The organism is Aeromonas hydrophila subsp. hydrophila ATCC 7966, from assembly GCF_000014805.1.
GTDB classification, from domain to species: Bacteria; Pseudomonadota; Gammaproteobacteria; order Enterobacterales; family Aeromonadaceae; genus Aeromonas; species Aeromonas hydrophila.
This window is the reverse complement of the sequence record NC_008570.1, coordinates 4,493,062-4,517,652: the sequence shown is the minus strand read 5'-3', so window position 1 is coordinate 4,517,652 and position 24,591 is coordinate 4,493,062. Positions and strand designations below refer to the sequence as shown.

The window sequence follows — 24,591 nt, the reverse complement described above, 5'->3', positions numbered from 1 at the left end:
ACGTGTCTCAAGGACTGGTAACAGCATCCTATATCGTTGCCGCCGTGCTCTTCATCCTCAGTCTCGCGGGACTGTCGAAGCAAGAGACGGCCAAGCATGGCAACCTGTTCGGTATCGCGGGGATGGCCATCGCCCTGCTCGCGACCGTGTTCAACCCGGAAACCAGTGGCGTGCACTGGATCATTCTGGCCATGGTGATCGGCGGTGCCATCGGCGTGCGTCTGGCGCTCAAGGTCGAGATGACCGAGATGCCCGAGCTGGTGGCCGTGCTGCACAGCTTCGTGGGTATGGCGGCCGTGCTGGTGGGCTTCAACAGCTTCATCGATCTGCACCCCTCCGCACCTGCTGAAGTGGTTGTGTCCGTCGGTTCCAACCTGGATGCCACCCTGGCTGCCGCCCGTGCGGCGTTCGAGCAGGCGGCCAGCGTCGCCCAGGTCGAGCACCTCTCCGGCGCCATGCTGAACATCCACCTGGTCGAGATCTTCCTCGGCGTCTTCATCGGTGCGGTGACCTTCACCGGTTCCGTGGTGGCGTTTGGCAAGCTGCGTGGCCTTATCTCCTCCAAGCCGCTGATGCTGCCGCATCGCCACAAGCTGAACCTGCTGGCCGTGGTCGCCTCGCTGGCGCTGATGGTCTACTTCGTCAACGCGGGCGGTTCTACCTTCGCCCTGCTGGTGATGACCCTGATCGCCTTCGCCTTCGGCTGGCACCTGGTGGCCTCCATCGGTGGCGCCGACATGCCGGTAGTGGTCTCCATGCTGAACTCCTACTCCGGTTGGGCGGCGGCGGCGGCGGGCTTCATGCTCTCCAATGACCTGCTGATCGTGGTGGGTGCGCTGGTGGGTTCCTCCGGTGCGATCCTCTCTTACATCATGTGCAAGGCGATGAACCGCTCCTTCATCTCGGTGATCGCCGGTGGCTTCGGCTCCGACGGCGTGGCCTCCACGGCCGACCAGGAGATGGGCGAATACCGCGAAACCAGCGCTGAAGACGTGGCTGACCTGCTGAAGAACTCCAGCTCCGTCATCATCACCCCGGGCTACGGCATGGCGGTGGCACAGGCCCAGTACCCGGTGGCTGAAATCACCCAGAAGCTGCGTGATCGCGGCGTCAAGGTGCGCTTCGGTATCCACCCGGTGGCCGGTCGTCTGCCAGGCCACATGAACGTGCTGCTGGCGGAAGCGAAAGTCCCGTATGACATAGTTCTGGAAATGGACGAGATCAACGAAGACTTCAGCGATACCGATACCGTGCTGGTGATCGGTGCCAACGACACCGTCAACCCGGCCGCCATGGAAGATCCGGGCAGCCCCATCGCCGGCATGCCGGTGCTGGAAGTGTGGAAGGCGCAGAACGTCATCGGCTTCAAGCGCTCCATGAACACTGGCTATGCCGGCGTGCAGAACCCGCTGTTCTTCAAGGAGAACACCCAGATGCTGTTTGGCGATGCCAAGGCCAGCGTCGAGGCTATCCTGAAAGCGCTGTAAGCGCCGGAGAGGAAAGCAAAAAAGGAGGCTCCGGCCTCCTTTTTTATTACTCACTTCTTGGTATATCCTCAGCCAATACACAGAGGAGATCACTGCATGGTGTGGCGTAAAGGATGGATCCTGCTTTGCCTCTGGTGGGGGTGGGCGGCACAGGCGAGCGAGCCACCGACCCTGACCCTGCTGACCGAGCTGTGGCCGCCCTATGTGATGCGGCTCGATGACGGCAGCCTGGGCGGTGCCGATCTGGAGCTGGCCCGCACCGTGCTCAAGCGGATGGGTTACCACACCACGGTCAAGGTACTGCCCTGGAAGCGGGTGCTGCAGGAGGCCAGGCTCCAGCGCGGCGATGCCATCGTCGATGCCTTCTTCGAAGAGCGCCGGCTGGAGTGGTTGCACTATCCGGATGAACCCCTCTCCCAGAGTGGAGAAGTGCTCTTCTTCCCGTTCGCCAGACCCGTCGACTTCCAGGGGCTGGCCAGTCTCAAGGGGCTGCGTATCGGTACCCAGGCTGACTACGCCTACGGTGAGGAATTCCTCACCTCGGCCCTGTTTACCCGGGTGGCCATGACCGGGGAGAGCAACATGATCAAGCAGTTGCACCTGATGATGGCGGGGCGGCTCGATGGGGTCGTGATGAACCAGATGGTGGGCCGTTACCTGCTCAAGGGGCAGGGGCTGCAGGATCAGGTCGGCCACAGCGAAAAACTGGTGAGCGAGAGCAACCGCAATTTTCTCGCTTTTACCCACAGGCCCGGCAACGAGCGGCTGGCTTATCAGTTCTCCCTCGCCCTCAAGGCCTTCAAACAGACCCCCGAATATCAATCCCTGCTGACCCGTTACGGGCTCTGACTTTCCCCGCTGCTGGCTTAACCAGGTCGGCAGCGACCTGCCGTGCGCTTGTTCACATTTTGTGGCACTTCACCGCCAGTTGGGCATAATGCCTGCGCAAAAAGCGAAGCGGTTCAAATTTATTTGAGTCCTATTGCTTTAGAGTTACCAAAAGTTGATCGGAATGCCCAACGACTCAGGCGGCCCCGATCATCGGCTCGGCCCTCGACCGGCTGCAGCCGACCCGGCATCTCCCGCCATACTGGTTATATGTCGCTCCGCCATTGTGGAGCGGACAGCACAATGACAAGCCCGCATCGGGCACCGTGAACATGAGACACATCGCAATGAAAGCACAATGGACCGACTTTATTACCCTGCTCAAGCGTGAAGTGGTGCCGGCCCTTGGCTGCACCGAGCCCATGTCGGTGGCGCTGGCGGCGGCCAACTGCCGCAAGCTGCTGGGGCAGGTGCCGACTCGCGTCAGCGTCTGGGTCAGCGGCAATCTGTTCAAGAACGGCATGGGGGTCGGCGTGCCGGGTACCGGCATGATAGGTCTGCCGGTGGCGGCCGCCGTCGGCATCACCGGCGGCAACCCGGATGCCGGGCTGGAGGTGCTCAAGGCCCTGACCCCGGCCCAGGTGGAAGAGGCCAAGGTGCTCCTGCCCGCCATCAAGGTGGATGTGAAGGACGTGCCGGACGTGCTCTACGCCGAGGTGCTGGCACAGGTGGAGGGGCACAGCGCCCGGGTGGTGATCTGTACCGACCACACCCGCATCATCCTGATGGAGCGAGACGGCGAGGTGCTGATGGCGCAGGACAGCGCCCCCGGCGTGCAGATCCAGGCCGCCCCTTCCAGCAAGCCAGCCATGACCCTGCGCGAGATTGTCGAGTTCGCCCTGCAGGTGCCGCTGGCCGAGATCGACTTCATCCGCGAGGCGGCCACCATGAACCAGGCGCTGGCAGATGAAGGGTTGCAGGGGTATGGCCTGCGCATCGGCAAGATCCTCACCGAGCAGGTGGAGCGCAAGCTGCTCTCCGATGACCTGATGACCCTGGCCATGCGTTTGTCGTCCGCCGCCTCCGATGCGCGGATGGATGGTGCCATGCTGCCCGCCATGTCCAACTCGGGCTCCGGCAACCAGGGCATTGCCGCCACCATGCCGGTGGTGGCGGCCGCCCGCTTCCTCCAGGCGAGCGATGAGCAGCTGACCCGGGCGCTGGTGATGAGCCACCTGGTGGCCATCTACATCAAGACCTACCAGAACAAGCTGTCGGCCCTCTGCGCCGCCAGCACCGCCGCCATGGGGGCGGGGGCCGCCATCACCTGGCTGCTGGGCGGCCAGTTCGAGCAAATTAGTCACTGTATCAACAACATGATCGGCGACGTTTCCGGTATCATCTGCGACGGCGCGGGCAGCGCCTGTTCCATGAAGGTCTCTACCTCCACCTCGGCGGCGGTCAAATCGTCGCTGATGGCCATCAACAACCTGCACGTGCCCCAGAGCGAAGGCATCGTCTCCGACGATGTGGATCAGACCATCGCCAACCTGGGTCGCCTCTCCAAACAGGGGATGCTGGATACCGATATCGAGATCATCAACATCATGCGGGCCAAGCAACAAGGCAAGGCCGAGTGATGCAAGAGGGTGGCGCAGGCCACCCTCCGTTTTTCTGCCTGTTGACGCCACCCCGGCCACACCGGGGGGCGGGCCGCCACGATGCGGCACGTTTCAGGGGAGAGTGCGCACTGGGCACTCGCCCGTACACCTCGGGCCCGGCCCGATCATTTGGGGAATATCGTCATGACTCTTAGCGTTATAGGTAATCTGGCCATCCTGGTCATGTTGCTGCTGTTTCTCTATCGGTTGCAGCAAACCCACGTCAGCTTCACCCGCCGGGTCTTCTCGGGGCTGGGGCTGGGCATCCTGTTTGGCGCCGCCCTGCAGTTGCTCTACGGTGCCGGCTCCGACGTGCTGGTACAGACCGGCGACTACCTGGACATCGTCGGCAGCGGCTATGTGAAGCTGCTGCAGATGATCATCACGCCGCTCATCATGGTCTCCATCATCGGCGCCATCCTGAAGCTCAACGGCGGCACCGCGCTCGGCAAGATCAGCGCCATGACCATAGGCGTGCTGATCTTCACCACCATGATTGCCGCCGGGGCCGGCATCCTGATGTCCAACCTGTTCGGCCTGACTGCCGAGGGGCTCACCGCCGGCGCCGCCGAGACCGCCCGCGGCGCGGCCCTGCAGACCACCCTCGGCAGCGTCGAGAGCATGTCCTTTGCCAAGATGGTGCTGGAGTTCATCCCGGCCAACCCCTTCCTCGACATGACGGGCGCGCGCAAGACCTCCACCATCGCCGTGGTGATCTTCTCCATCTTCATCGGCCTCTCCGCCACCGGTATCGCCCGCAAGAAGCCGGAGATCTTCGCGAGCTTCGGTCACTTCATGCAGGTTGCCCACGTCATCGTGATGCGGATGGTGACCCTGGTGCTGCGCCTCACCCCCTACGGCGTGCTGGCGCTGATGACCAAGGTGGTGTCCGGCTCCAACTATGCCGATATCCTCAATCTGCTCAGCTTCGTCATGGCTTCCTACGGCGCCATCGCCATCATGTTTGCGGTGCACCTGCTGCTGGTGAGCCTGGTGGGCATCAACCCGGCCCGCTATCTGAAGAAGATCATGCCGGTGCTGGCCTTTGCCTTCACCTCCCGCACCAGTGCGGGCTCCATCCCGATGAACGTGCAGACCCAGACCAAGGCGCTCGGCATTCCCGAGGGGATCGCCAACTTCGCCGCCTCGTTCGGTTCGACCATCGGCCAGAACGGCTGCGCCGGCATCTATCCGGCCATGCTGGCGGTCATGATTGCGCCGACCGTGGGGGTCAACCCCATGGATCCGGGCTTCATCATGACCCTGATCGCCATCATCACCGTCAGCTCCTTCGGGGTGGCCGGCATTGGTGGCGGTGCCACCTTCGCCGCCTTGATCGTGCTCTCCGCGCTGGACTTCCCGGTGGCACTGGCCGGTCTGCTCATATCCATCGAGCCGCTGATCGACATGGGCCGTACCGCCCTCAACGTCTCCGGCTCCATCACCGCCGGTACCGTCACCAGCCGTTTGCTGGGGGAGACCGACATGGCGGTGTTCAACAGCGAGCACGAGGTGTGTCTGGACGGCGAAGAGTCCACCATCTGATCCGTCTGCCCGGGGGAGTTGACCCTGCCCCGGCGAGCAAACAAGAGAGAGCGGGGAGGGCATGCCCTCCCCGTTGCATGGAAAGGAGCGAGTATGAGAATCGTGATCATCGGTGGCGAAGCCGCCGGCATGAGTGCGGCGGCCAAGGCGCGCCGGCTGGCCAAAGAGGCCGACATCGTGGTGTATGAGGCGTCCGAGGTGATCTCCTTCGGCGCCTGCGGTCTGCCCTACTTCGTTGGCGACGAGTTTCAGGAGCCCGGCTACATGGCCGAGTTCACCCCGGAGCAGTTCGCCGCCAAGGGGATCGAGGTCAAGACCGGCCACCGGGTGCTGGGCCTGGATGCTGCCGCGCAGACGCTGACAGTGGAACACAAGGGCGACATCTTCACCGATCGTTACGATCGGCTGATGATCGCCACCGGCGCCCGCGAAGTGATGCCCCCCATCCCCGGCCTGCAGCAGGAGGGGGTATTCGGTCTGCGCCGGATGGCCGACGGGTTGGCGCTGAAGGCTGCCGTGCAGGACAAGGCCAACAGCCGTGCCCTGGTGATCGGCTCCGGCTTTATCGGGCTGGAGGTGGTGGAGGCGCTGGTGCATCAGGGTAAAGAAGTGCGTCTGATCGAGCTGGCGGAGCGGGTTATCCCCGACGCGTTTGATGGCGAGATCACCCAGCATATCGAGACCGAACTGCGCGAGCAGGGGGTCTCCCTTCATCTCGGCGAGCGAGTAGAAGCGCTGCTGGGGGAGGGCCGGGTGACCGGCGTGCGTACCAGCCATGGCGAGTACGAGGCCGACATAGTGGTGGTCTGCACCGGGGTCAAACCCAATACCGAGTTCCTGGCTGATACTGGCATCGAGCGGCTCGGCAACGGCGCCATCAAGGTGGACCGGCAGGGGCGCAGCTCGCTGGCCAACGTCTGGTCGGCCGGCGACTGTGCCAGCGTCTGGCATGGCGTGAAGCAGCAGCAGGTCTATGTGCCGCTCGCCACCATCGCCAACAAGCTGGGCCGGATGGTGGGCGAGAACCTGGCGGGGGCCGAGCAGGAGTTCCCGGGCACTCTCGGCTCTGCCGCGCTCAAGGTGCTGGGGCTGGAGGCAGGCCGCACCGGCCTCTCCGAGCAGGAAGCCAAGGCGATGGGCATCGATTACCGCACCGTGGTGATCAAGGACAAGTGCCACACCAACTACTGCCCGGGCCAGTCCGACATTCACGTCAAGCTGGTATACGAGGCGGGCAGCAAGCGGCTGCTGGGGGGCCAGATCCTCGGTCGCAAGGGGGCGGTACACCGCATCGATGCGCTGGCGGTCGCCATCACCATGGGGGTGACCACCGAGCAGCTCGGCATGCTGGACTTTGCCTATGCGCCGCCCTTCTCCCGCACCTGGGATGTGCTCAACGTGGCGGGCAACGTCGCCAAGTAACGCACGGCATGACGGCGTGGCTGATGTGCGCCGTCTCTCCCTATGCCGCCGGCACGGGGGGAAGGGGCTGATGGTCATGTCATCCATGAAAAGCGCCCATAAAAAAACCGGAGCCAGGGGCTCCGGTTTTTCATTGCGTTGCTGCGAGTCAGCCGCGGCCGAGACGATTGTCCGGGTAGTTCTTGGCCAGCACTTCGCGGGCATGCTGGGCCAGGGTCGGCATCTTCAGGCTGTCGTAGGAGTTGATCATGATCTCCAGCGCCTTCTCGGTTTCGGCCGTGTCGGGATAGGTCTCGACGATCAGCTTGGCGCGGTTGGCGGCGGCGATCAGCGCATCGCGCTTCACGTAGTACTCGGCCACGCTCAGGTCGTAACGGGCAAGCCGGTTCTTCAGACCGATCATGCGGGCACGGGCATCGGCGGCATAGACGCTGTTGGGATAGTTCTGCAACAGGGTCTTGAAATCCTGGAAGGCCTGACGGGCATAGGAGGGGTCTTTGTCGTCCCGATTGATGCCCAGAAAGTCCTGGAAGAAGTTGTAATCGCCGGCCATGTTGGTCAGACCGCGCATGTAGAATACGTAGTCGATATTTTTATGCGCCGGATTGAGGCGGATAAAACGGTCGATATTGGCGATCGCCTGGGCAGTATCATCCTGCTTGTAGTAGGCGTAAATGAGGTCGAGCTGAACCTGGTTGGAGTAGGCGCCGAAAGGATAGCGCGAGTCCAAAGCTTCCAGTAACTCGATAGCATTCAGGTAGTTACCGGCATCCAGCTTGAGGCGTGCTTTCTGGTACAGGGTCTCCGGCGGTTCGTCCGGTACCTTGGGTTTGGTGCTGGAACAGCCTGTGATCAAGGTAGCGACCAAGGCGAGCGACATCAGCAGGTGAGACTTCTTTCCCATCAACAACATCCGGTCCATTTCCACGAAATTGGCAAAGTATCCGTTATGCTTGGCTAAAAGAAAAGCTAGAATACCCGGATTATTTCGAATTGATACCCCCCGCTCAAGAGACCATACATGAGCCAGCATATTGAACTGACAGGCGAATTCCAGGATCACCAATTCGGGCAGCGACTCGACCAGGCCCTGGCCGAATTGTTTCCAGACTACTCCCGCACCCGCATCAAGGAGTGGATTTTACAGGACAGAGTGACCCTGGATGGTCAGGTTGCCAATACCCCGCGCGAGAAAGTGCTGGCCGGGCAGAAGGTACATGTGGATGTCGAGCTGGCGGATGATACCCGTTGGGATGCCCAGAACATCGAGCTCAACATCGTCTATGAAGATGAACACATTCTGGTGATCGACAAGCCGGCCGGTCTGGTGGTTCACCCGGGCGCTGGCACGCCGGATGGCACCATTCTCAACGCCCTGCTGCACCGCTACCCCGCCATCGCCGAGGTGCCCCGCGCCGGTATCGTGCACCGTCTGGATAAAGACACCACGGGTCTGATGGTGGTGGCCAAGACCATCCCGGCCCAGACCCACCTGGTGGAAGCGCTGCAGGCGCGCCAGATCACCCGTGAGTACGAAGCCATCGCCATCGGTCACATGACTGCCGGCGGTACCGTCGATGCCCCCATCGGCCGTCACCCGACCCAGCGTACCCACATGGCCGTGGTGCCCAATGGGCGCGAGTCCGTTACCCACTACCGGGTGCACGAGAAGTTCCGTGGCCACACCCGTCTGCGGCTGCGGCTGGAAACCGGTCGTACTCACCAGATCCGTGTCCACATGGCCCACATCAAGCACCCGCTGGTAGGGGATCCCGCTTATGGTGGCCGTCTGCGCCTGCTGCGCAACGCCACCCCCGAGCTGACCGAGGCCCTGCGTGGCTTCCATCGTCAGGCACTGCACGCCACCATGCTGAAGCTGGCGCACCCCATCACGGGTGAAGTGATGGAATGGCACTCCCCGACGCCGCAAGACATGCTGGACCTGATGGAAGTGCTGAGGGCGGATACCCTGGCCAATCCGGACGATCTGGTCTGGAACTGATGAAGAGGGCGGTTCTGCGACGATTCCTGCCGTAACCCGCCCTGCATGACCTGATATGGGGCCCCTTGACTGGTTGCAGCCAAGGGGCCCCGTTTTATATGAAGGAGAGGAGCCACAGATGAAATGGATCGAACCCGACTGGCCGGCACCGGCCAAGGTCAGCGCCCTGTCGACCACCCGTGACGGCGGTATCAGCGAGGGGGTCTTTGCCGGCCTCAACCTGGGGGCCCACGTGGGGGACGAGCCGGCCAGGGTCGAGGCCAACCGGACCCGGCTGCAGCAGGCAGCGGGGATCCCCGGCACTCTCAACTGGCTCAATCAGGTGCACGGCACCGCGGTGCATCCCGTCAGCAGCGACTATGGCTGTGCGCCGGATGCGGATGCCGCCTGTGCTCGTGAGGCGGGTCAGGCTTGCATCGTGATGACCGCCGATTGCCTGCCGGTGCTGTTCTGCGATCGGGCCGGTACTGTGGTGGCTGCCGCTCACGCCGGCTGGCGCGGGCTGCAGGGGGGCGTACTGGAGGCGAGCATCGCTGCCATGGGCTGCGAGCCGGGTGAGATCCTGGCCTGGCTTGGCCCGGCCATCGGCCCCACTGCGTTTGAAGTGGGCGGCGAGGTGCGCGAGGCCTTTATGGCCGAGCAGGCCGAGGCGGCGGCTGCGTTCGTCCCTTCGCCCAACGAAGGGAAATGGCTGGCGGATATCTACCAGCTGGCCCGGCTACGCCTCGCCCGCGCCGGTGTCACCGCCGTCTATGGCGGCGAACATTGCACCTTCAGCGACAGCGAACAGTTCTACTCTTATCGTCGCAACGGCCAGACCGGCCGCATGGCTTCGATTATCTGGCTGGCGCCCTGACAATGCTTCCCGCCCTGCATCTTGCCGGGCGGGGATCCTGCCTGCTTCCCGCTTTGCAGAAAAAATAACCAGCCCCGCCCCTTGAAATAGTCCGTACGGGCCTCATCTTTCATCTCAGAAAGTTATGTTGTTTGCCGCGCAAGCGGCGTCTGTCTTGAAAGGGGGAGTGCAATGCGCCTCGATCGCCTGACCAGCAAATTCCAGATTGCTATTTCCGATGCCCAGTCTTTGGCACTGGGTCGTGACCACCAATTCATCGAACCCGTTCACCTGATGACCGCCCTGGTCAATCAGGATGGCGGCTCCATCCGTCCGCTGCTCACCCTGACCGGGATGGACATCAATTCTCTGCGCTCGCGCCTCGGCGAAGAGCTGGATCGGCTGCCCAAGGTGAGCGGCGTGGAGGGCGATGTGCAGCTCTCCAACGGCCTCGGCCGGCTGCTCAACGTCTGCGACAAGCTGGCTCAGCAGCGCAAGGATCAGTTCATCTCATCCGAACTGTTCGTGCTGGCGGCCCTCGACGAGAAGGGGACGCTGGGTGAGCTGCTGCGTGCCCAGGGGCTGACCAAGGAGAAACTCGAAGCGGCCATCGACAAGGTGCGTGGCGGCAAGAAGGTGGAAGATGCCAACGCCGAGGAGAATCGCCAGGCGCTGGAGAAATACACCATCGATCTGACCGAGCGGGCCGAGATCGGCAAGCTCGACCCGGTGATCGGCCGGGATGACGAGATCCGCCGCACCATCCAGGTGCTGCAACGCCGTACCAAGAACAACCCTGTGCTGATCGGTGCCCCCGGCGTCGGCAAGACCGCCATCGTCGAAGGGCTGGCCCAGCGCATCATCAATGGCGAGGTGCCGGAGGGGCTCAAGAACAAGCGGGTGCTGTCGCTCGACATGGGGGCGCTGGTGGCCGGTGCCAAGTATCGTGGCGAGTTCGAAGAGCGGCTCAAGGCCGTGCTCAACGATCTGGCCAAGGAGGAGGGCAACGTCATCCTCTTCATCGATGAGCTGCACACCATGGTCGGCGCCGGCAAGGGTGAAGGCGCCATGGATGCGGGCAACATGCTCAAACCGGCGCTGGCCCGTGGCGACCTGCACTGCGTCGGCGCCACCACCCTGGACGAGTACCGCCAGTACATCGAGAAGGATGCAGCCCTCGAGCGCCGCTTCCAGAAGGTGCTGGTGGAGGAGCCGAGCGTGGAGGACACCATCGCCATCCTGCGCGGCCTGAAGGAGCGTTACGAACTGCACCACCACGTGCAGATCACCGACCCTGCCATCGTGGCGGCGGCCCAGCTGTCGCACCGCTACATCGCGGATCGCCAGCTGCCGGACAAGGCCATCGACCTCATCGACGAGGCGGCGGCCAGTATCCGGCTGCAGATCGACTCCAAGCCCGAGTCCCTCGATCGGCTCGAGCGGCGCATCATCCAGCTCAAGCTGGAGCAGCAGGCACTGATGAAAGAGGACGATGACGCCAGCCGCAAACGGCTCGAGCTGATCAATCAGGAAATCAGCGAAAAAGATCGGGAATACAACGAGCTGGATGAGGTGTGGAAGGCCGAGAAGGCCGCCCTCGCCGGCACCCAGCACATCAAGGCGGCCCTCGAGCAGGCCCGCCAGGATCTCGACGTGGCGCGCCGCGCAGGCGATCTGGGCCGGATGTCAGAGCTGCAGTACGGCCGCATTCCGGAACTGGAGAAACAGCTGGATCTCGCCACCCAGGCCGAGATGCAGGAGACCAGTCTGCTGCGCAACCGGGTCACCGACGTGGAGATAGCCGACGTCCTGGCCCGCTGGACCGGTATTCCGGTGGCCCGCATGCTGGAAGGGGAACGCGACAAGCTGCTGCGGATGGAAGATCAGCTGCACAGCCGGGTGATCGGCCAGGAAGAGGCGGTCGAGGCGGTTTCCAACGCCATTCGCCGCTCCCGCGCCGGGCTGTCCGACCCGAACCGCCCCATCGGCTCCTTCCTGTTCCTGGGGCCCACCGGGGTGGGCAAGACCGAGCTGTGCAAGGCGCTGGCCGAGTTCCTGTTCGATACCCAGGACGCCATGGTGCGGATCGACATGTCGGAGTTCATGGAGAAACACAGCGTGGCCCGTCTGGTGGGGGCGCCTCCGGGATACGTGGGTTACGAGGAGGGTGGTTATCTGACCGAGGCGGTGCGCCGTCGCCCCTACTCGGTGATCCTGCTGGATGAAGTGGAGAAGGCACACCCGGACGTGTTCAACATCCTGCTGCAGGTGCTGGACGATGGCCGCCTGACCGATGGTCAGGGTCGTACCGTCGATTTTCGCAACTCGGTGGTGATCATGACCTCCAACCTCGGGTCGGATCTCATTCAGGAGCACCACTCCGAGAAGGATTACGACGAGATGAAGGGCATGCTGATGGAGGTGCTGACCCGCAGCTTCCGGCCGGAGTTCATCAACCGGATCGACGAGACCGTGGTGTTCCACCCGCTCGGCGAGGAGCACATCAAGTCCATCGCCCGCATCCAGCTCAAGAGCTTGATGGGCCGACTGGAGGCTCAGGGTTACGAGGTGGAGGTGAGCGAGGCGCTGCTCGAGAAACTGGTGCACGCCGGGTTCGATCCCGTCTACGGGGCGCGTCCCCTCAAGCGGGCGATCCAGCACAAGGTGGAGAACCCGCTGGCGCAGGCGCTGCTCTCCGGCCGCATCGTGCCGGGCAAAAAGCTGGTGCTGGGGGCCGACAGCAACGGCCTCACCATGACCCAGTAACGGGATTGTCGATGAAAAACGCAGGCCTCGTGCCTGCGTTTTGTTTTCAGGGGAAGCGAGATGCTGAAGTTTTCCGTGCTGGTGGATGACGACGTTCATCTGCCTGGCTGTCTGCCCGAGCGAGGGTTGGCGCTGCTGCTTGAGTGTGACGGCCTCAGGGTGCTGTTCGACAGCGGCCGTGGCCGGGCGCTGTGCCACAACGCCGCCGTGATGGGGATCGATCTCGCCTCGCTCACCCATGTGGTGCTCTCCCACGGGCATTACGACCATGTGGGCGGGGTCGGCTCGCTGCCTGCCTATCCAAGACCCATCCCGCTCATCGCCTGTCCGGACGTGTTCTGCGAGCGGGGTTACTTCCTGTCGCTCCCCTTCTGGCGGCGCAACCTCTATCGCCTGTCGGGGGAGCTGGCTCGGGAGTCGCTGCCGGCCAGAGGCTTGCTTCCCCACTGCTCGGCCGAGCCGGTGTGGCTCTCGGATCGTCTGGTGTTCCTCGGCAGCATTGTGCGGCGCGACCGGGCTGCGCCTTCGCTGCTCGGCTACATAGTGCGGGGCGGACGGGTGGAGAAAGACCTTATCAGCGACGATTCGGCGCTGGCCTACAAGAGCGAGCAGGGGCTCATCGTCTTTATCGGCTGCGGTCACGCCGGGGTCGAGAACATCATCGAGCAGGCCAAGGAGGTGTGTGGTGACGAGCGGATCCACGCCGTCATCGGCGGCCTGCACCTGAAGTTTTCCGGCCCACAGCGGGCGGTGGCGCTCGGTGCCTATCTGCAGGAAGAGGCGGTGGATCAGTTGTTTGCCTGCCACTGCACTGGCAGCAGAAAGGCGGGGTTGCCGCGCCAGTGCCAGATCGGGGCAGGTTTTGAGCACAGGTTTTCGGTGTAAAAAAACGGCAATCCGAAGATTGCCGGGAGGAATGTAGTGAAGCGACCTGACGTGGGTTGAGCGGGTCGCAGGGGCAAGCCCCCGATTGCGAAGCGCGGCCACTGCTGGCCTCGCCTCTTACAGCCTGCCGGGGATGCGCTCGCTCAACCCCGATGGCCACCTGCCTGTTGCCATGCCGGCGGCGATGACGCCGGCATGACTTTCATTCGTTACAGCATGCCTTGCACGGCGGCTTTCATCTCGGCCGGCCAGACGCCGACCTGGACCTGGCCGATGTGCTCTTTTTGCAGCAGCAGCATGGCCAGACGGGATTGGCCGATGCCGCCGCCGATGGTTTGCGGCATCCGTGCGGCCAGCAGATCCTGGTGCCAGTCGTACTGCAGGCGATCCTCATCGCCGGTGATGGCCAGCTGACGGCGCAGCGCCTCGGCGTCGACCCGGATCCCCATGGAGGAGATCTCGAAGCTGTCTTGCAGTACCGGGTTCCACACCAGGATGTCACCGTTCAGACCGGCCAGACCCAGCTCGCTGTGGCTGCTCCAGTCGTCGTAGTCCGGGGCACGCACGTCGTGGCGCTCGCCGTGGGAGAGTGCACCGCCGATGCCAATCAGGAACACGGCCCCCAGCTCTTTGGCGATGGCCCGCTCGCGCCCCTTGGCATCGAGGTCCGGGTAGCGGGTCAGCAGCTCTTCGCTGTGCAGGAACTGGATCTCGGCCGGCAGGAAGGGAGTCAGCTCGTGCTCGGCACAGACCGCGCGCTCGGTGGCCTTGATGGCAGCCCAGATACCGCGCACGGTTTCCTGCAGGTAGGCCAGATCGCGGCGCTCGCTCGGCATCACCTTCTCCCAGTCCCACTGATCCACGTAGACGGAGTGGATGGGGGTGAGGCGATCCTCGTCCGGACGCAGCGCCTTCATGTGGGTGTAGATGCCTTCGCCCGGGCCGAAACCGAAGCGACCCAGGGTCTGGCGCTTCCATTTGGCCAGCGAATGCACCACTTCGTAGCTGTGTTCAGGCAGGGTCTTCACCTTGACCTGCACCGCATTCTCGTGGCCAGAGAGGTTGTCTTGAGTGCCATCACCGACCCGGCTCAGGATGGGGGCTTGCACCTCCATCAGACCCAGTTGCTGGGCGAGTTGGCGGGAGAACATCTCTTTGACGAAGCTGATCTGTTGCTGGCTGCGAATGTAGTGCTGTTTCATGCTGAATACCTGTCTTGAACCCGTTGGATGTGAGGATTCTTCAACAGATTGCCAACTAAATTCAATATTCGATAATAGAAATAGGCTTTGTGTATTTTTTTCTTCAAAATACACCGGCAATTAATGATGAATCATCAAAGGGAGTGCAAAAAAGTGCCGGAAAATTATCGGATCGATAATCTCGATCAGGCCATCCTCACCGCCCTGATGGAGAATGCGCGCATTCCCTATGCCGAGCTTGCCAAACAACTGCTGGTCAGCCCGGGCACCATCCATGTGCGGGTGGAAAAGATGAAGCAGGCGGGCATCATCGAGGGAACGCGGGTGCAGGTGAACCCCAAGAAGCTGGGCTACGACGTCTGCTGCTTCATCGGCATCAACCTCAAGAGCGCCAAGGATTACCCTTCGGCGCTGGCCAAGCTGCAGGCGTTGGACGAAGTGGTGGAGGCCTACTACACCACCGGTCATTACAGCATCTTCATGAAGGTGATGACCCGCTCCATCGACGAGTTGCAGACGGTGCTGATCCACAAGATCCAGACCATCGACGAGATCCAGTCCACCGAGACGTTAATCTCGCTGCAAAACCCAATCTTGCGGGATGTGAAGCCTTAAGGACTGAGGGACGCGGGAGTTCCATTTCACAGGCGAAACCCTGATTTCACTGCAGAGCCCGATCTTGCGAGACGTGCAGCCCTGACGGTCGGGATCAGGGCTCGATATAGGGGATGCCGTAGTGGTCGTAGATGGCCTTGAGCCGGCCGTCGCGCTTCATTCGCAGCAGTTCGGCGTCGTAGGCCGCCATCAGGGCCGGGGTAGTGGCATCGGCCCTGGCCTTGGTCCAGACGGTGTAGTAAGGACTGGCTTTGAGCGGCTTGGGCAGGTAATCGAGTTTGCCCTCCAGCCCCTCCTCCTTGATCTGGGCAAAGGCGGTGACCAGCGGCATGGGCACCACGTCGATACGCCCGGCGATCAGCTTGCGCAGTTGCAGCTGGTTGATGGGGATCTCCTGGAAGTGATAGGCCGGGTCGGCGAGGGCGGCGGTCAGCTCCGGGGTATAGGAGAAATCCTTGGTGATGCCGATGCGCCATGGTTTCAGATCGCTCAGCGTGTCGTAGCGGATCTTCAGCAGGTCGGCCTTGCGCACGAAGAAGTGCCAGCTGTGGCGCAGGTGAGCCTGCTGGGGGTAGAGCAGATAGCGCTCCCGCTCTGGCTTGTAGGAGTGGGTCATCACCAGGTCGTACACCCCGGTTTCGGCGTTGCGGGTCAGCCGGGCGCCGGAGTCGGTCAGCTCGATGCGGATGGGAATGCGCAGCTTGCCGAAGATGGTGCTGACCACGTCCACGTCCAGACCATGGGGAACGCCCTGCGCATCCAGAAACTTCAGCGGCGGCTCCAGGGTGCCACCGATGATCAACTCTTTGGCCTGCAGCCAGAGGGGGAACAACAGGCAGAGCAGAATGAATCTTCGCAAACCACATCTCCTGCACGGAATAGGGAATCGCTCGCGGGCATAATTCAAGTATATTGGCCCCTACCTGCAACAGAGGCGACCGCCGATGGCAAACCCTGAAATAGAAAGCGAGCTGGACGGCATCGACAGAGTGTCGGTCTGCCTCTATCGCCTTGGCTTGAGTCTGGCAGCCTTGCTGCTGCTGTGTCGAGGGGCAAGCCTGCTGCTCGGGCAGGATTTTTTGGCGCCGGCCAGCTGGCTGGTGGCGCTGGCCGTGGCCAGCGGGGTATGCGGGTTATGCCTGCATGTCTATGACAAGCGCATTCGCTTTGTGCTGCAGGGGCTGGGGTGGGGCGCCCTGCTGCTCAGTGCGAGCGGGGCACCGGATGTGCTGGTGCTGGGGGCGGCGTTGGCCACCCTGGCAGGGCTGGCCTGCAAGGAGCAGTTCTGCTTCGCCATTCCAGGGATCAGGGCGGTCCCTCTGTTGCTGCCCCTGTTGTGGCTGCTGGAGCTGGCCGGCATCGGCTGGGCCGCCGCCCTAGTGGCGCTGGTGTGCGGGTTGCTGCTCTGCCTGCTCTCCCTGGCCAAGTGGCGCATGCCGCTGCACTTCGATATCGGCGACAAGGAGCGCTACCAGATTTAGGTGGGCAGGCAGCCCTTCATCTGGGCGTTGAGGGCCTGCATGACCTGCCGGCGGCTGATGATGCCGACAACCCGGTTCCCCTCCAGTACCGGATAGACCTTGGGTCTGGCCTCGGTCATCTGGCGGGCCAGATCCAGTATGCTGTCATCCGGGTTGACCGAAAGAGGTGTCCGGCTCATCAGATCCTCGACCCGGGTGCGGGTATCGCAGTGATAGCTGCCGGTGAGCAGGCTCGGGATGCAATCCTGCTCGGAGAGAAAACCGATCAGCCGCTGCTGCGGGTCCAGCACTGGCAGGCCGCTCAGACCTGAGTCATGCAGCCGGTCCAGCGCTTCGGCCAGGCCGAGCTGCGGGGTGAGGGAGTGGGTCGAACGGCTCATGTGATCGCGGATCTGTAACATGGAAGTGGCTCCGTAAGGTGGCAATGGCGCCACTATGCCCGCCGGGTGGCGGCAACGGCCAATGGCTTGTGCCGTGGGGATCGATAGGTATTCCCCGGCCGGACAATCAAGGAGAGGGTATGCGTGCATTGGTGACGGGGTGTGGCCGCCGGCTTGGTTTCTATCTGTGCGAACAGCTGGTGGCGGCGGGTTGGCAGGTGACGGGCAGCTATCGCAGCGAGCGACCCGAGCTGGCGCGGCTGCGAGCGCTGGGGGTCGAGCTGGTGCAGGCGGATTTCGCGCGCGAGGAGGAGGTCGGCAAGCTGATCGAGGCGCTGGCCGTCCATCAGGATCTGGCGCTGGTGATCCACAACGCCTCGGCGTTTGAGCCGCAGGCGGCGGATCCGGCGGCGCAGCTGGCCCAGTTTGATCAGTTCTACCGGGTGCACATGGCGGCCCCCTTCCAGCTAAACCGCGCGCTGGCGTCCCAGCTGGCGCGCAACGCCAATGCCGGCATCATCCATATCACCGACATCTACATCCACGCGCCGGCACCCCAGTTTGCCAGCTATGTGGCCACCAAGGCGGGGGCCCACTCGCTGGCCATGAGCTTTGCCCGCGAGCTGGCACCCGCCGTCCGGGTCAATACCATAGAGCCGGGCCCCATCCTGTTTCTCGACGAACATGGCGATGCGTGGCGCCAGCAGGTGCTGGCGAAGACGCCGCTGGCGCGGGAAGGGGGGCTGGAGCCCATCTGGCAGGCAGTTCAGCTGTTGATGCAGAACGACTACATGACCGGGGCCAGCATCCGGGTGGATGGTGGCCGCGGTCTGGCCGTCATCTAGGGGTCAGCGCAGGAGCGCGGCCGGGGTCGCCATCTCCTGCTGCAGGGCGATGGGGGCGAGGCCGACCTGGCGCTCCTCGATCACCTTGCCCGCCATCAAGCGGGTGTGCAGCGGCAGGGTCACCTTGCGATCATGCACCTGGCCACGGCCATAGAGCTCCGCCAGCAGCTCGTCGAGATAGGCGTCGACCCGGGCGGTGGAGAAGTCATCGCTCTGGCTGCTGGCCAGGATGTCGATGTCCAGCGGCCGGTCCAGCACCTTGCAGCGCGGATCGCTGCGATCCCGGCCGTGGGCCAGCTCCATGGCGACGAAGTGTGCCTTGAGCTGGTGCGGTGCCAGCTCGCTCTCGGCGACGAACAGGCAGTTGAGGAAATCATGGCTGGAGTGCATCCCGACCGGCTTGGTCTGGATCACCGAGCTCAGCTGCAGGCGGCCAAAGTGAACGAGCAGCTCGCCGACCGCCTGACTGACGTGCTGATGGGGGTCAAGATTCGATCCAATGCTACACAGATAGAACATGTCACCGGTCCTTGGATGGGGCTCATCTGAAATTCATACACAGCTCACGGTTATCGGGTTAACTATGCATTAACATCGGTTTGTCTGTTGTGATCAGGCTCTATCATCTTGGCAAGAAAGGAGGTTTGCATGAGCGTGGAACTGAAATGGGCACTGCTGACCGCATCTGGCGCGTTGGCCATGATCCTGATTATCTGTGTGGCATCCGTCGGTCTGGCGTGATGCTCAAGCTGCAGCATGAACCGGCCCTCTGGCCGGTTTTGCTTTTTGGGGGAGTGCAGATATGCTGACCCACCCCTGCTGAATTGAGATAGTCCAAGATGACCAAGGTACGCCCACGCTCCCTGCTGCAAGTGGTATTGATGGGGTTCGTTCTGGTGTTGATGCCTCTGGGCGGCATGATCTGGCACGACAGCCAGTCCCTCGAACACCTCAGCCAGTTGACCAGCGACGAGCTGGAACGGGCGGTGCGCGACACCCGTCGAGCGACACTGCTGACCACCCAAGCCATTGATCTTGAACGTACTCTTCGTCGCTATGCGGTGCTGGGGGATGAGCGCATCCTGGCCAGTTATCAGCAGCAGCTGGCGAGTTATCGCAGCCTGCTGGCCGCTCACCAGAGTTCCATCCCGGACGCCGAGGCTTACACGGGTCTCGAGCAGGCGCTCGCCTGGCTCGACAGCCTGCAGGATCTCGCCCGCGCCAAGGCCGAGTCAAACAGCCCCAAATTTGATGAATTTAATCAGGTTAATCAGCAGCTTGAGATTATCACCCGCAGCCAGGTAGACGAGCATGTCAGCCGGGTGCGGGCGACCATCGCCGCCCTGATGACGGAGATCTGGTGGGTCAGCGGTTTCGTGGCGGTGCTCAGCCTGCTGCTGGTGCTGCTGTTTACCTATCTGATCATCCACCCGGTGCGTCAGATTGAGTCGCGGATCTTGAGTCTGGGGGCCGGCGTGGAACCGGACAAACGCCCGGTGGACGGGCCGGCCGAACTGGTATTGCTGGGGGAGCGGATCGTCTGGTTGCACGATAAATTGAAGGAGCTGGAGCAGCAGAAATACCAGTTCCTGCGCCACGTTTCCCACGAGCTGAAGACCCCGCTGGCGGTGCTGCGGGAAGGAGCGGATCTGCTCTCCGAGCAGCTTGTAGGGCCGCTCACCCCGGATCAGCAGGAGATCTGCCAGATGCTGGAGGAGAACAGCCGCCGGCTGCAGACCCTGATCGAGCGGCTGCTCGACTTCAACCGGCTCAGCCAGCAGGAGGTGTTCACCCTGACCCCGGTGGCGCTGGCGCCCCTGCTGTCAGAATTGTCTGCAGAGTACCGGCTGGCGCTGGAATCCAAACAAATCAGTGTACACTTGCCGACCGATCCGATCACCCTGCAGGCCGAGCCATATCGCTTGCGGCTGATCCTCGATAATCTGTTCTCCAATGCGGTCAGCTACGGTGCCAGCGGCGGGCAGATCTGGATCCGCGCCGGGCAGGATGGCAACGGCAGCTGGCTGGAGGTGGCCAACGAAGGGCCCGCGATTCCGCTGGCCGAGCGGGAGCGGATCTTCGAGCCCTTCGAGCAGGGCAGTATTGTGCGCCAGGGGCTGCTGAAAGGCTCCGGAATGGGGCTCTCCATCGCCCGGGAATCGGCGATGAGCCTTGGCGGCGAGTTGGTATTGGTTGAAGATGAACAGGCGGATGTCTGTTTCCGGTTGACGTTGAAGTGAAGCCCAAGATGAAACAATGTGTTGTTCCGGTATTGATGATGAGCCTGCTCACAGGCTGTTCCCTGCTGCCAGCGCGTGACCCGGCGGCGTCGCCGGATCTCGCCCTCGCCAAACGGATGGAGTTTGCCAACAAGGAGATGCAGGTGCGCCTGCAATACTCGGACTGGCTGCTGGCCAGCCATGCCCAGCAGCGGGCCCAAGAGCGCCAGCGCCTCAAGGGGGCGACCGATATCGAGAGCCGGGTCAGCCTGGCCATGGTCAACACCCACCCGTCCGAGTCGGTGGCCAGCCGGCGGGCCGGTCTGGACAAGCTCAAGAGCCTGCTGCCGGAGCTCGGGCTGGATGCCCAGGCTTTCCTGCGCAGCTGGATAGCCCTCGGCGAGGAGCTGCTGGCCCGCGACAGCCGGCGCGACGATCAGAGTCAGGAGGTGCAGCGTCTGCGCCGCCAGATCGAGCAACTCTCCGCCATCGATGATCAACTCAATCAGCGCAAGCTGAACGGCAATGGCGAGGCGCTGAAATGAGTCGCATCCTGCTGGTCGATGACGATGCCAGCCTGCTCAAGCTGATGAGCATGCGCCTGCGCAGCCAGGGCTATGAGGTGGATACCGCCGACAGCGCCGAAGGGGCGCTGGACCGGCTGCGCCAGCAACGGGCCGATCTGGTGCTGAGCGATCTGCGCATGGCCGGCATGGACGGGCTGGCGCTGTTCGAGCGGATCCAGTCCCAGTGGCTGGGGCTGCCGGTCATCATCATGACCGCCCATGGCACCATTCCCGATGCCATTCAGGCCACCCGCTCCGGGGTGTTCAGTTTTCTCACCAAGCCCATCGACAAGGATGAGCTGTTCGCCACCATAGAACACGCGTTGAGCCTGACGCGCCCAAAGCAGCGACAGGATTGGCAGTCGCTGATCCTGACCCGCAACCCGCAGATGGAGCAGTTGCTGATCCAGGCTGGCAGCATCGCCGCCATGGAGGTGCCCGTGCTGATCATGGGCCCTTCCGGTTCCGGCAAGGGCGTCATGACCCAGGCGCTGCACCAGGCCAGCAGCCGGCGTGACAAGCCACTGCACGTCATCAACTGTGCCGCGCTGCCGTGGGCGGCGCTGGATCTGCAGCTGTTTGGCGAGGATGGCCAGTCCGGCCTGTTTGAACAGGCCAAGGGAGCGACCCTGTTTCTCGACGAGATAGGGGACCTGTCGGAATCGCTGCAGGCCAAGCTGCTGCAGGTGTTGCAGGAGTACGGCCAGGGCACGCCCGAGGTGCGGGTCATCAGCTCCAGCCATCAGGATCTGGTGGCGGCGATGGAGGAGGGGCGCTTTCGGGAAGATCTCTTCTATCGGCTCAACGTGGCCAACATCACCTTGCCCCCCCTCAGCGCCCGCAGCGAAGACATTCCGCTGCTGGCCAGGCAGGCGCTGGATGACTATCGCAGCCGCCATGGCGACTGCGCCGCCCTCGGCTTTTCGCCGGAGGCGCTGGCCCTGCTGGCGGCGGCGGGTTGGCCCGGTAACGTGCGCCAGCTCTGCAGCGTGGTGGAGCAGCTGGCCAGCCTCTGCTGCAGCCCGGTGATCGGTGCCGCCATGGTGGAGTCGGCGCTGAGCGGCGGCAGTGGCGGCATCCCTTCGTTCAACGAGGCACGGGCCGAGTTCGAGAAGGAGTATCTGATCCGGCTGCTGCGCACCACCGAGGGCAATGTGACCCTGGCAGCCAACATGGCGGGCAGAAACCGCACCGATTTCTACAAGCTGTTGAATCGGCACGGCATCGAAGCCGCGAACTTCAAGTCGAAGGGATAAATGACAGAGGGGCGGCCCGTCGATGACGGACCGCCCCTCTTGTTTCAGACCGGCTCGGTCACATCGCCGGGATCAGGCCGGGTCGGTGACGCCAGCGGTGGCCTGGGTTTTCTGGGTTTTGTGGGAGAGCCAGAGTCCGCTCGCCTTCATCAGGTAGCCGAACAGCGCACCAATCACCAGTGACGGCAGGATCAGCCGCCACTCTCCCGCCGCGCCGAAGGTGGCGCAGCAACCGGCGAAGGTGCCGGGAATGTAGCCGAGCCACTGCTGCTTGGCCTGCACGCACATCAGAGTGGCCACCACCCCGGTCATCAGGTAGCCCGCCACGCCGGCGCCCCACCAGGCGTCGCCATGGATCAGCAGCAGGGCCCACAGCATGCCGCTGGCATTGCACAGCAGGGTCTGCAGCAGCGCCTTGTAGCCACCGCTGGAGGCAAAATAGCTGGTGCAGCCGAGGAAGCCGACCCAGGAGATGAGGCCGAGGGTAACGGCGACCCAGCCCCAGACGGCGGAGAGGATCCCGGTCGTGATGGCGATGGCGATCAATGGGCTCATGGCGTGACTCTTCAGTAGTGAAATTCGGAAAAAAGGGAGCCTACCCCGCGCAAGAGGGGCGGCAAGCAGGGGCGGGATTGTGTGTGATCTGCATCACTCATTTCAACTCAGGAATACGCTTGCGCTCGCGAAAATATTTCATGGTGAGGCGCTGGCCCCTACTCCATAGTTAGAGGCCCTGTCCTGCTCATGGAGTGAGTCTGATGGTGCCAAATGTGATCGTTCCCCTGTTGGTGTTCGTAGTGCTGTTTCTGGTCGGAACCATGGCCAAGGCACTGCCCCTCTATCAATTCATGTAATTTTCCGTGAAATAAAACTCGGCCGGGGCGGGTCTTATGATTGTTACCCTCATCGCCCCGGGAGTTTTTCCATGTTGCTCAAGCGCCTCTCTGCCCACCACCTCACCGAACAGGACGTCACGCCGGAAGCCGTCTATCAGGATCGCCGCCTGATCCTGAAAGGACTGGGGCTCGGCGCCGCCACCCTGGCGTTTCCGACCCAGGCCGGGGTGCTCGATCTCTTCTCTGGCGACAAGCCGGCGCCGGTCGCCACCCGGGCGCTCAACATCCACGCCGCCGCCCGGCCGGAGGGGCTGATCCTCACGCCGGAGGAGAAGGCCACCACCCACAACAACTTCTACGAGCTCGGTACCGACAAGGGGGATCCGGCCCGCAACGGCCACTACCTCAAGCCCGAGCCCTGGACTCTGAAGGTAGAGGGGGAGGTGGCCAAGCCGTTTACCCTGGACGTGTGGGATCTGATCAACAAGAGCACGCTGGAGGAGCGCATCTACCGGCTGCGCTGCGTGGAGGCCTGGTCCATGGTGCTGCCCTGGAGCGGCATCGCGCTGGCGGATCTTATCCGCCGGGCGGAGCCCACCAGCCGCGCCAAGTTCGTGGCGTTCGAGACTCTCTATGATCCGGAACAGCTACCGGGACAGGCGTCGCGTTCCCTCGGTGGCGGTATCGACTACCCCTATGTCGAGGGGCTGCGCCTCGACGAGGCGATGCACCCGCTCTCCTTCCTGGCGATGGGGCTCTACGGCAAGGCACTGCCGGCCCAGAACGGTGCGCCGATCCGGTTGGTGGTGCCCTGGAAGTACGGCTTCAAGAGCATCAAGAGCATCGTCTCCATCCGGCTGGTGGAGGAGATGCCGCCCACCACCTGGAACCTGCTGGCCCCCAACGAATACGGCTTCTACGCCAACGTCAATCCGGCGGTGGATCACCCGCGCTGGAGTCAGGCCAGCGAGCGTTTCATCGGCGAGGGGGGCATCTTCGGGGCCAAGCGCCAGCCGACCTTGCCATTCAATGGCTATGCCGACGAGGTGGCGTCCCTCTATCAGGGCATGGATCTGCGCAAGTGGTATTGAGACGAGAGGAGCTGACACCATGACTCTACGACTGACGGCGCGTCACATCACCCTGCTGCGGGCGCTGGTACACCTCGCCTCGCTGGGGTTTCTGCTCTGGCTGCTGGTGGCCGTGCCCGGCGGCCTGCTGGGAGGGGATCCGGTACAGGGGCTGACCCACTATCTCGGCAAGGGGGCGCTCAACTTGCTGCTGCTCACCCTGCTGGTATCGCCGCTGGCCAAACGCTGGCGGCAGGGGCAGCTCATCAAGCTGCGCCGCCCGCTCGGGCTCTGGTGCGCGGCCTGGGCCGGTCTGCACTTCATGGTCTGGCTGGGGCTGGATCTGCAGTTCGACTGGGGGCTGATTGGCGGCGAACTGGTCAAGCGCAGCTACATAGTGGTGGGGATGGTGGCGCTGCTGTTGCTGCTGGCGCTCAGCCTCACCTCGATCCCGGCCCTGCTGCGGCGCATGGGGCCGGCCTGGCAGCAGCTGCACAACTGGATCTACGCGGTGGCCCTGCTGGTGCCGGTGCACTACTGGTGGTCGCTCAAGAGCGGCTGGCAGGAGCCGCTCATCTATCTGCTGCTGGCCTGTGCTCTGCTGGTGCCGCGCCGTGACAAGCTGCTGCGCCCCTGGCGCCGGCTTCGGCCGCAGAAACTGAGGGAGGCATGAGACCGGCAGTGCGTCGC

The 24,591-nt window shown here is 63.2% G+C and carries 24 protein-coding genes; 18 read left to right on the top strand and 6 right to left on the bottom strand.

Annotated features, from left to right (window positions below):
* Positions 1–2: 2 nt before the first annotated feature.
* From pntB to AHA_RS20580, 5 genes are all read left to right on the top strand, one after another.
* The gene (gene pntB / locus AHA_RS20600; protein WP_011707742.1) at positions 3–1,487 is read left to right on the top strand and encodes a Re/Si-specific NAD(P)(+) transhydrogenase subunit beta; all 1,485 of its coding nucleotides are present in this window, start codon (positions 3–5) and stop codon (positions 1,485–1,487) included.
* Between the two features lie 96 nt (positions 1,488–1,583).
* A complete protein-coding gene (locus AHA_RS20595; RefSeq protein ID WP_011707741.1) occupies positions 1,584–2,336 on the top strand; it encodes a substrate-binding periplasmic protein in 753 nt (250 codons plus the stop codon).
* Between the two features lie 311 nt (positions 2,337–2,647).
* Entirely contained in the window at positions 2,648–3,955 is a 1,308-nt protein-coding gene (locus AHA_RS20590) for an L-cysteine desulfidase family protein (RefSeq protein ID WP_164927762.1), read from the top strand.
* Positions 3,956–4,120: 165 nt separating this feature from the next.
* Positions 4,121–5,521 (top strand): L-cystine transporter, encoded by a 1,401-nt coding sequence (locus tag AHA_RS20585; protein ID WP_011707739.1) that lies wholly within the window; start codon positions 4,121–4,123, stop codon positions 5,519–5,521.
* A gap of 93 nt (positions 5,522–5,614) precedes the next feature.
* Positions 5,615–6,943, top strand: a complete 1,329-nt coding sequence (locus AHA_RS20580) for a CoA-disulfide reductase (RefSeq protein ID WP_011707738.1) — start codon at positions 5,615–5,617, stop codon at positions 6,941–6,943.
* Positions 6,944–7,091: 148 nt separating this feature from the next.
* On the opposite strand, the gene AHA_RS20575 is transcribed toward AHA_RS20580, so the two are convergent.
* Positions 7,092–7,847 (bottom strand): outer membrane protein assembly factor BamD, encoded by a 756-nt coding sequence (locus AHA_RS20575; RefSeq protein WP_017409782.1) that lies wholly within the window; start codon positions 7,845–7,847, stop codon positions 7,092–7,094.
* 117 nt (positions 7,848–7,964) lie between these two features.
* Here AHA_RS20575 and rluD point away from each other — a divergent pair, with 117 nt between their 5' ends.
* The 4 genes from rluD (at position 7,965) to AHA_RS20555 (ending at position 13,431) form a co-directional block, all read left to right on the top strand.
* On the top strand, positions 7,965–8,945 hold the full coding sequence (gene rluD, locus AHA_RS20570) for a 23S rRNA pseudouridine(1911/1915/1917) synthase RluD (RefSeq protein ID WP_011707736.1): 981 nt from the start codon (positions 7,965–7,967) through the stop codon (positions 8,943–8,945).
* 118 nt (positions 8,946–9,063) lie between these two features.
* Positions 9,064–9,801: a peptidoglycan editing factor PgeF gene (gene pgeF / locus AHA_RS20565; RefSeq protein WP_011707735.1), complete on the top strand. Its 738-nt coding sequence runs from the start codon at positions 9,064–9,066 to the stop codon at positions 9,799–9,801.
* Between the two features lie 171 nt (positions 9,802–9,972).
* The gene (clpB, locus tag AHA_RS20560; RefSeq protein ID WP_011707734.1) at positions 9,973–12,546 is read left to right on the top strand and encodes an ATP-dependent chaperone ClpB; all 2,574 of its coding nucleotides are present in this window, start codon (positions 9,973–9,975) and stop codon (positions 12,544–12,546) included.
* A gap of 60 nt (positions 12,547–12,606) precedes the next feature.
* Positions 12,607–13,431 carry an MBL fold metallo-hydrolase gene (locus AHA_RS20555; protein ID WP_011707733.1) on the top strand — a complete coding sequence of 275 codons (825 nt, stop codon included), beginning with the start codon at positions 12,607–12,609 and terminating at the stop codon, positions 13,429–13,431.
* Between the two features lie 209 nt (positions 13,432–13,640).
* On the opposite strand, the gene asnA is transcribed toward AHA_RS20555, so the two are convergent.
* Positions 13,641–14,633, bottom strand: a complete 993-nt coding sequence (asnA, locus tag AHA_RS20550) for an aspartate--ammonia ligase (protein ID WP_016352287.1) — start codon at positions 14,631–14,633, stop codon at positions 13,641–13,643.
* Between the two features lie 153 nt (positions 14,634–14,786).
* On the opposite strand from asnA, the gene asnC reads away from it, so the two are divergent.
* The gene (asnC, locus tag AHA_RS20545; RefSeq protein ID WP_011707730.1) at positions 14,787–15,248 is read left to right on the top strand and encodes a transcriptional regulator AsnC; all 462 of its coding nucleotides are present in this window, start codon (positions 14,787–14,789) and stop codon (positions 15,246–15,248) included.
* A gap of 94 nt (positions 15,249–15,342) precedes the next feature.
* On the opposite strand, the gene AHA_RS20540 is transcribed toward asnC, so the two are convergent.
* Positions 15,343–16,107, bottom strand: coding sequence for a substrate-binding periplasmic protein (locus tag AHA_RS20540; RefSeq protein WP_011707729.1), 765 nt, complete (start codon positions 16,105–16,107; stop codon positions 15,343–15,345).
* Between the two features lie 85 nt (positions 16,108–16,192).
* Here AHA_RS20540 and AHA_RS20535 point away from each other — a divergent pair, with 85 nt between their 5' ends.
* Positions 16,193–16,729: a DUF2301 domain-containing membrane protein gene (locus AHA_RS20535; RefSeq protein WP_011707728.1), complete on the top strand. Its 537-nt coding sequence runs from the start codon at positions 16,193–16,195 to the stop codon at positions 16,727–16,729.
* Here AHA_RS20535 and AHA_RS20530 read toward each other — a convergent pair.
* On the bottom strand, positions 16,726–17,130 hold the full coding sequence (locus AHA_RS20530; RefSeq protein ID WP_011707727.1) for a CBS domain-containing protein: 405 nt from the start codon (positions 17,128–17,130) through the stop codon (positions 16,726–16,728). The two genes, AHA_RS20535 and AHA_RS20530, sit on opposite strands and share 4 nt — an antisense overlap.
* Positions 17,131–17,249: 119 nt before the next feature.
* On the opposite strand from AHA_RS20530, the gene AHA_RS20525 reads away from it, so the two are divergent.
* Entirely contained in the window at positions 17,250–17,954 is a 705-nt protein-coding gene (locus tag AHA_RS20525; RefSeq protein WP_011707726.1) for an SDR family oxidoreductase, read from the top strand.
* A 3-nt stretch (positions 17,955–17,957) separates the two neighbouring features.
* On the opposite strand, the gene AHA_RS20520 is transcribed toward AHA_RS20525, so the two are convergent.
* Complete coding sequence (locus tag AHA_RS20520; protein ID WP_011707725.1) at positions 17,958–18,473, bottom strand: 2-amino-4-hydroxy-6-hydroxymethyldihydropteridine diphosphokinase; 516 nt, start codon at positions 18,471–18,473, stop codon at positions 17,958–17,960.
* 129 nt (positions 18,474–18,602) lie between these two features.
* Between AHA_RS20520 and cydH the strand changes: the two genes are divergently transcribed.
* The 4 genes from cydH to AHA_RS20500 all read left to right on the top strand — a co-directional run bounded on the left by cydH (position 18,603) and on the right by AHA_RS20500 (position 21,995).
* The gene (gene cydH / locus AHA_RS20515) at positions 18,603–18,695 is read left to right on the top strand and encodes a cytochrome bd-I oxidase subunit CydH (RefSeq protein ID WP_017409791.1); all 93 of its coding nucleotides are present in this window, start codon (positions 18,603–18,605) and stop codon (positions 18,693–18,695) included.
* Between the two features lie 98 nt (positions 18,696–18,793).
* Positions 18,794–20,194 carry a sensor histidine kinase gene (locus AHA_RS20510; protein WP_011707724.1) on the top strand — a complete coding sequence of 467 codons (1,401 nt, stop codon included), beginning with the start codon at positions 18,794–18,796 and terminating at the stop codon, positions 20,192–20,194.
* Between the two features lie 8 nt (positions 20,195–20,202).
* On the top strand, positions 20,203–20,718 hold the full coding sequence (locus AHA_RS20505) for a hypothetical protein (protein ID WP_011707723.1): 516 nt from the start codon (positions 20,203–20,205) through the stop codon (positions 20,716–20,718).
* The gene (locus tag AHA_RS20500) at positions 20,715–21,995 is read left to right on the top strand and encodes a sigma 54-interacting transcriptional regulator (protein WP_011707722.1); all 1,281 of its coding nucleotides are present in this window, start codon (positions 20,715–20,717) and stop codon (positions 21,993–21,995) included. Before AHA_RS20505 ends, AHA_RS20500 begins: the two co-directional genes overlap by 4 nt.
* 72 nt (positions 21,996–22,067) lie before the next feature.
* Here the strand turns inward: AHA_RS20500 and AHA_RS20495 are convergent, their stop codons facing one another.
* On the bottom strand, positions 22,068–22,550 hold the full coding sequence (locus tag AHA_RS20495) for a DUF1097 domain-containing protein (RefSeq protein WP_011707721.1): 483 nt from the start codon (positions 22,548–22,550) through the stop codon (positions 22,068–22,070).
* 370 nt (positions 22,551–22,920) lie between these two features.
* Here AHA_RS20495 and msrP point away from each other — a divergent pair, with 370 nt between their 5' ends.
* On the top strand, positions 22,921–23,922 hold the full coding sequence (gene msrP, locus AHA_RS20490) for a protein-methionine-sulfoxide reductase catalytic subunit MsrP (RefSeq protein ID WP_011707720.1): 1,002 nt from the start codon (positions 22,921–22,923) through the stop codon (positions 23,920–23,922).
* 19 nt (positions 23,923–23,941) lie between these two features.
* Complete coding sequence (msrQ, locus tag AHA_RS20485; protein WP_011707719.1) at positions 23,942–24,574, top strand: protein-methionine-sulfoxide reductase heme-binding subunit MsrQ; 633 nt, start codon at positions 23,942–23,944, stop codon at positions 24,572–24,574.
* Positions 24,575–24,591 lie beyond the last annotated feature (17 nt).

Coding starts and splice junctions, on each gene's coding strand:
- rluD (WP_011707736.1), top strand. CDS start 7,965: ATGAGCCAGCATATTGAACTGACAGGCGAATTCCAGGATCACCAATTC.
- AHA_RS20525 (WP_011707726.1), top strand. CDS start 17,250: ATGCGTGCATTGGTGACGGGGTGTGGCCGCCGGCTTGGTTTCTATCTG.
- msrP (WP_011707720.1), top strand. CDS start 22,921: ATGTTGCTCAAGCGCCTCTCTGCCCACCACCTCACCGAACAGGACGTC.
- AHA_RS20535 (WP_011707728.1), top strand. CDS start 16,193: ATGGCAAACCCTGAAATAGAAAGCGAGCTGGACGGCATCGACAGAGTG.
- AHA_RS20510 (WP_011707724.1), top strand. CDS start 18,794: ATGACCAAGGTACGCCCACGCTCCCTGCTGCAAGTGGTATTGATGGGG.
- AHA_RS20575 (WP_017409782.1), bottom strand. CDS start 7,847: ATGGGAAAGAAGTCTCACCTGCTGATGTCGCTCGCCTTGGTCGCTACC.
- AHA_RS20555 (WP_011707733.1), top strand. CDS start 12,607: ATGCTGAAGTTTTCCGTGCTGGTGGATGACGACGTTCATCTGCCTGGC.
- AHA_RS20520 (WP_011707725.1), bottom strand. CDS start 18,473: ATGTTCTATCTGTGTAGCATTGGATCGAATCTTGACCCCCATCAGCAC.
- asnA (WP_016352287.1), bottom strand. CDS start 14,633: ATGAAACAGCACTACATTCGCAGCCAGCAACAGATCAGCTTCGTCAAA.
- AHA_RS20595 (WP_011707741.1), top strand. CDS start 1,584: ATGGTGTGGCGTAAAGGATGGATCCTGCTTTGCCTCTGGTGGGGGTGG.
- pgeF (WP_011707735.1), top strand. CDS start 9,064: ATGAAATGGATCGAACCCGACTGGCCGGCACCGGCCAAGGTCAGCGCC.
- AHA_RS20500 (WP_011707722.1), top strand. CDS start 20,715: ATGAGTCGCATCCTGCTGGTCGATGACGATGCCAGCCTGCTCAAGCTG.
- AHA_RS20585 (WP_011707739.1), top strand. CDS start 4,121: ATGACTCTTAGCGTTATAGGTAATCTGGCCATCCTGGTCATGTTGCTG.
- AHA_RS20495 (WP_011707721.1), bottom strand. CDS start 22,550: ATGAGCCCATTGATCGCCATCGCCATCACGACCGGGATCCTCTCCGCC.
- cydH (WP_017409791.1), top strand. CDS start 18,603: ATGAGCGTGGAACTGAAATGGGCACTGCTGACCGCATCTGGCGCGTTG.
- msrQ (WP_011707719.1), top strand. CDS start 23,942: ATGACTCTACGACTGACGGCGCGTCACATCACCCTGCTGCGGGCGCTG.
- AHA_RS20505 (WP_011707723.1), top strand. CDS start 20,203: ATGAAACAATGTGTTGTTCCGGTATTGATGATGAGCCTGCTCACAGGC.
- AHA_RS20580 (WP_011707738.1), top strand. CDS start 5,615: ATGAGAATCGTGATCATCGGTGGCGAAGCCGCCGGCATGAGTGCGGCG.
- AHA_RS20590 (WP_164927762.1), top strand. CDS start 2,648: ATGAGACACATCGCAATGAAAGCACAATGGACCGACTTTATTACCCTG.
- clpB (WP_011707734.1), top strand. CDS start 9,973: ATGCGCCTCGATCGCCTGACCAGCAAATTCCAGATTGCTATTTCCGAT.
- AHA_RS20530 (WP_011707727.1), bottom strand. CDS start 17,130: ATGTTACAGATCCGCGATCACATGAGCCGTTCGACCCACTCCCTCACC.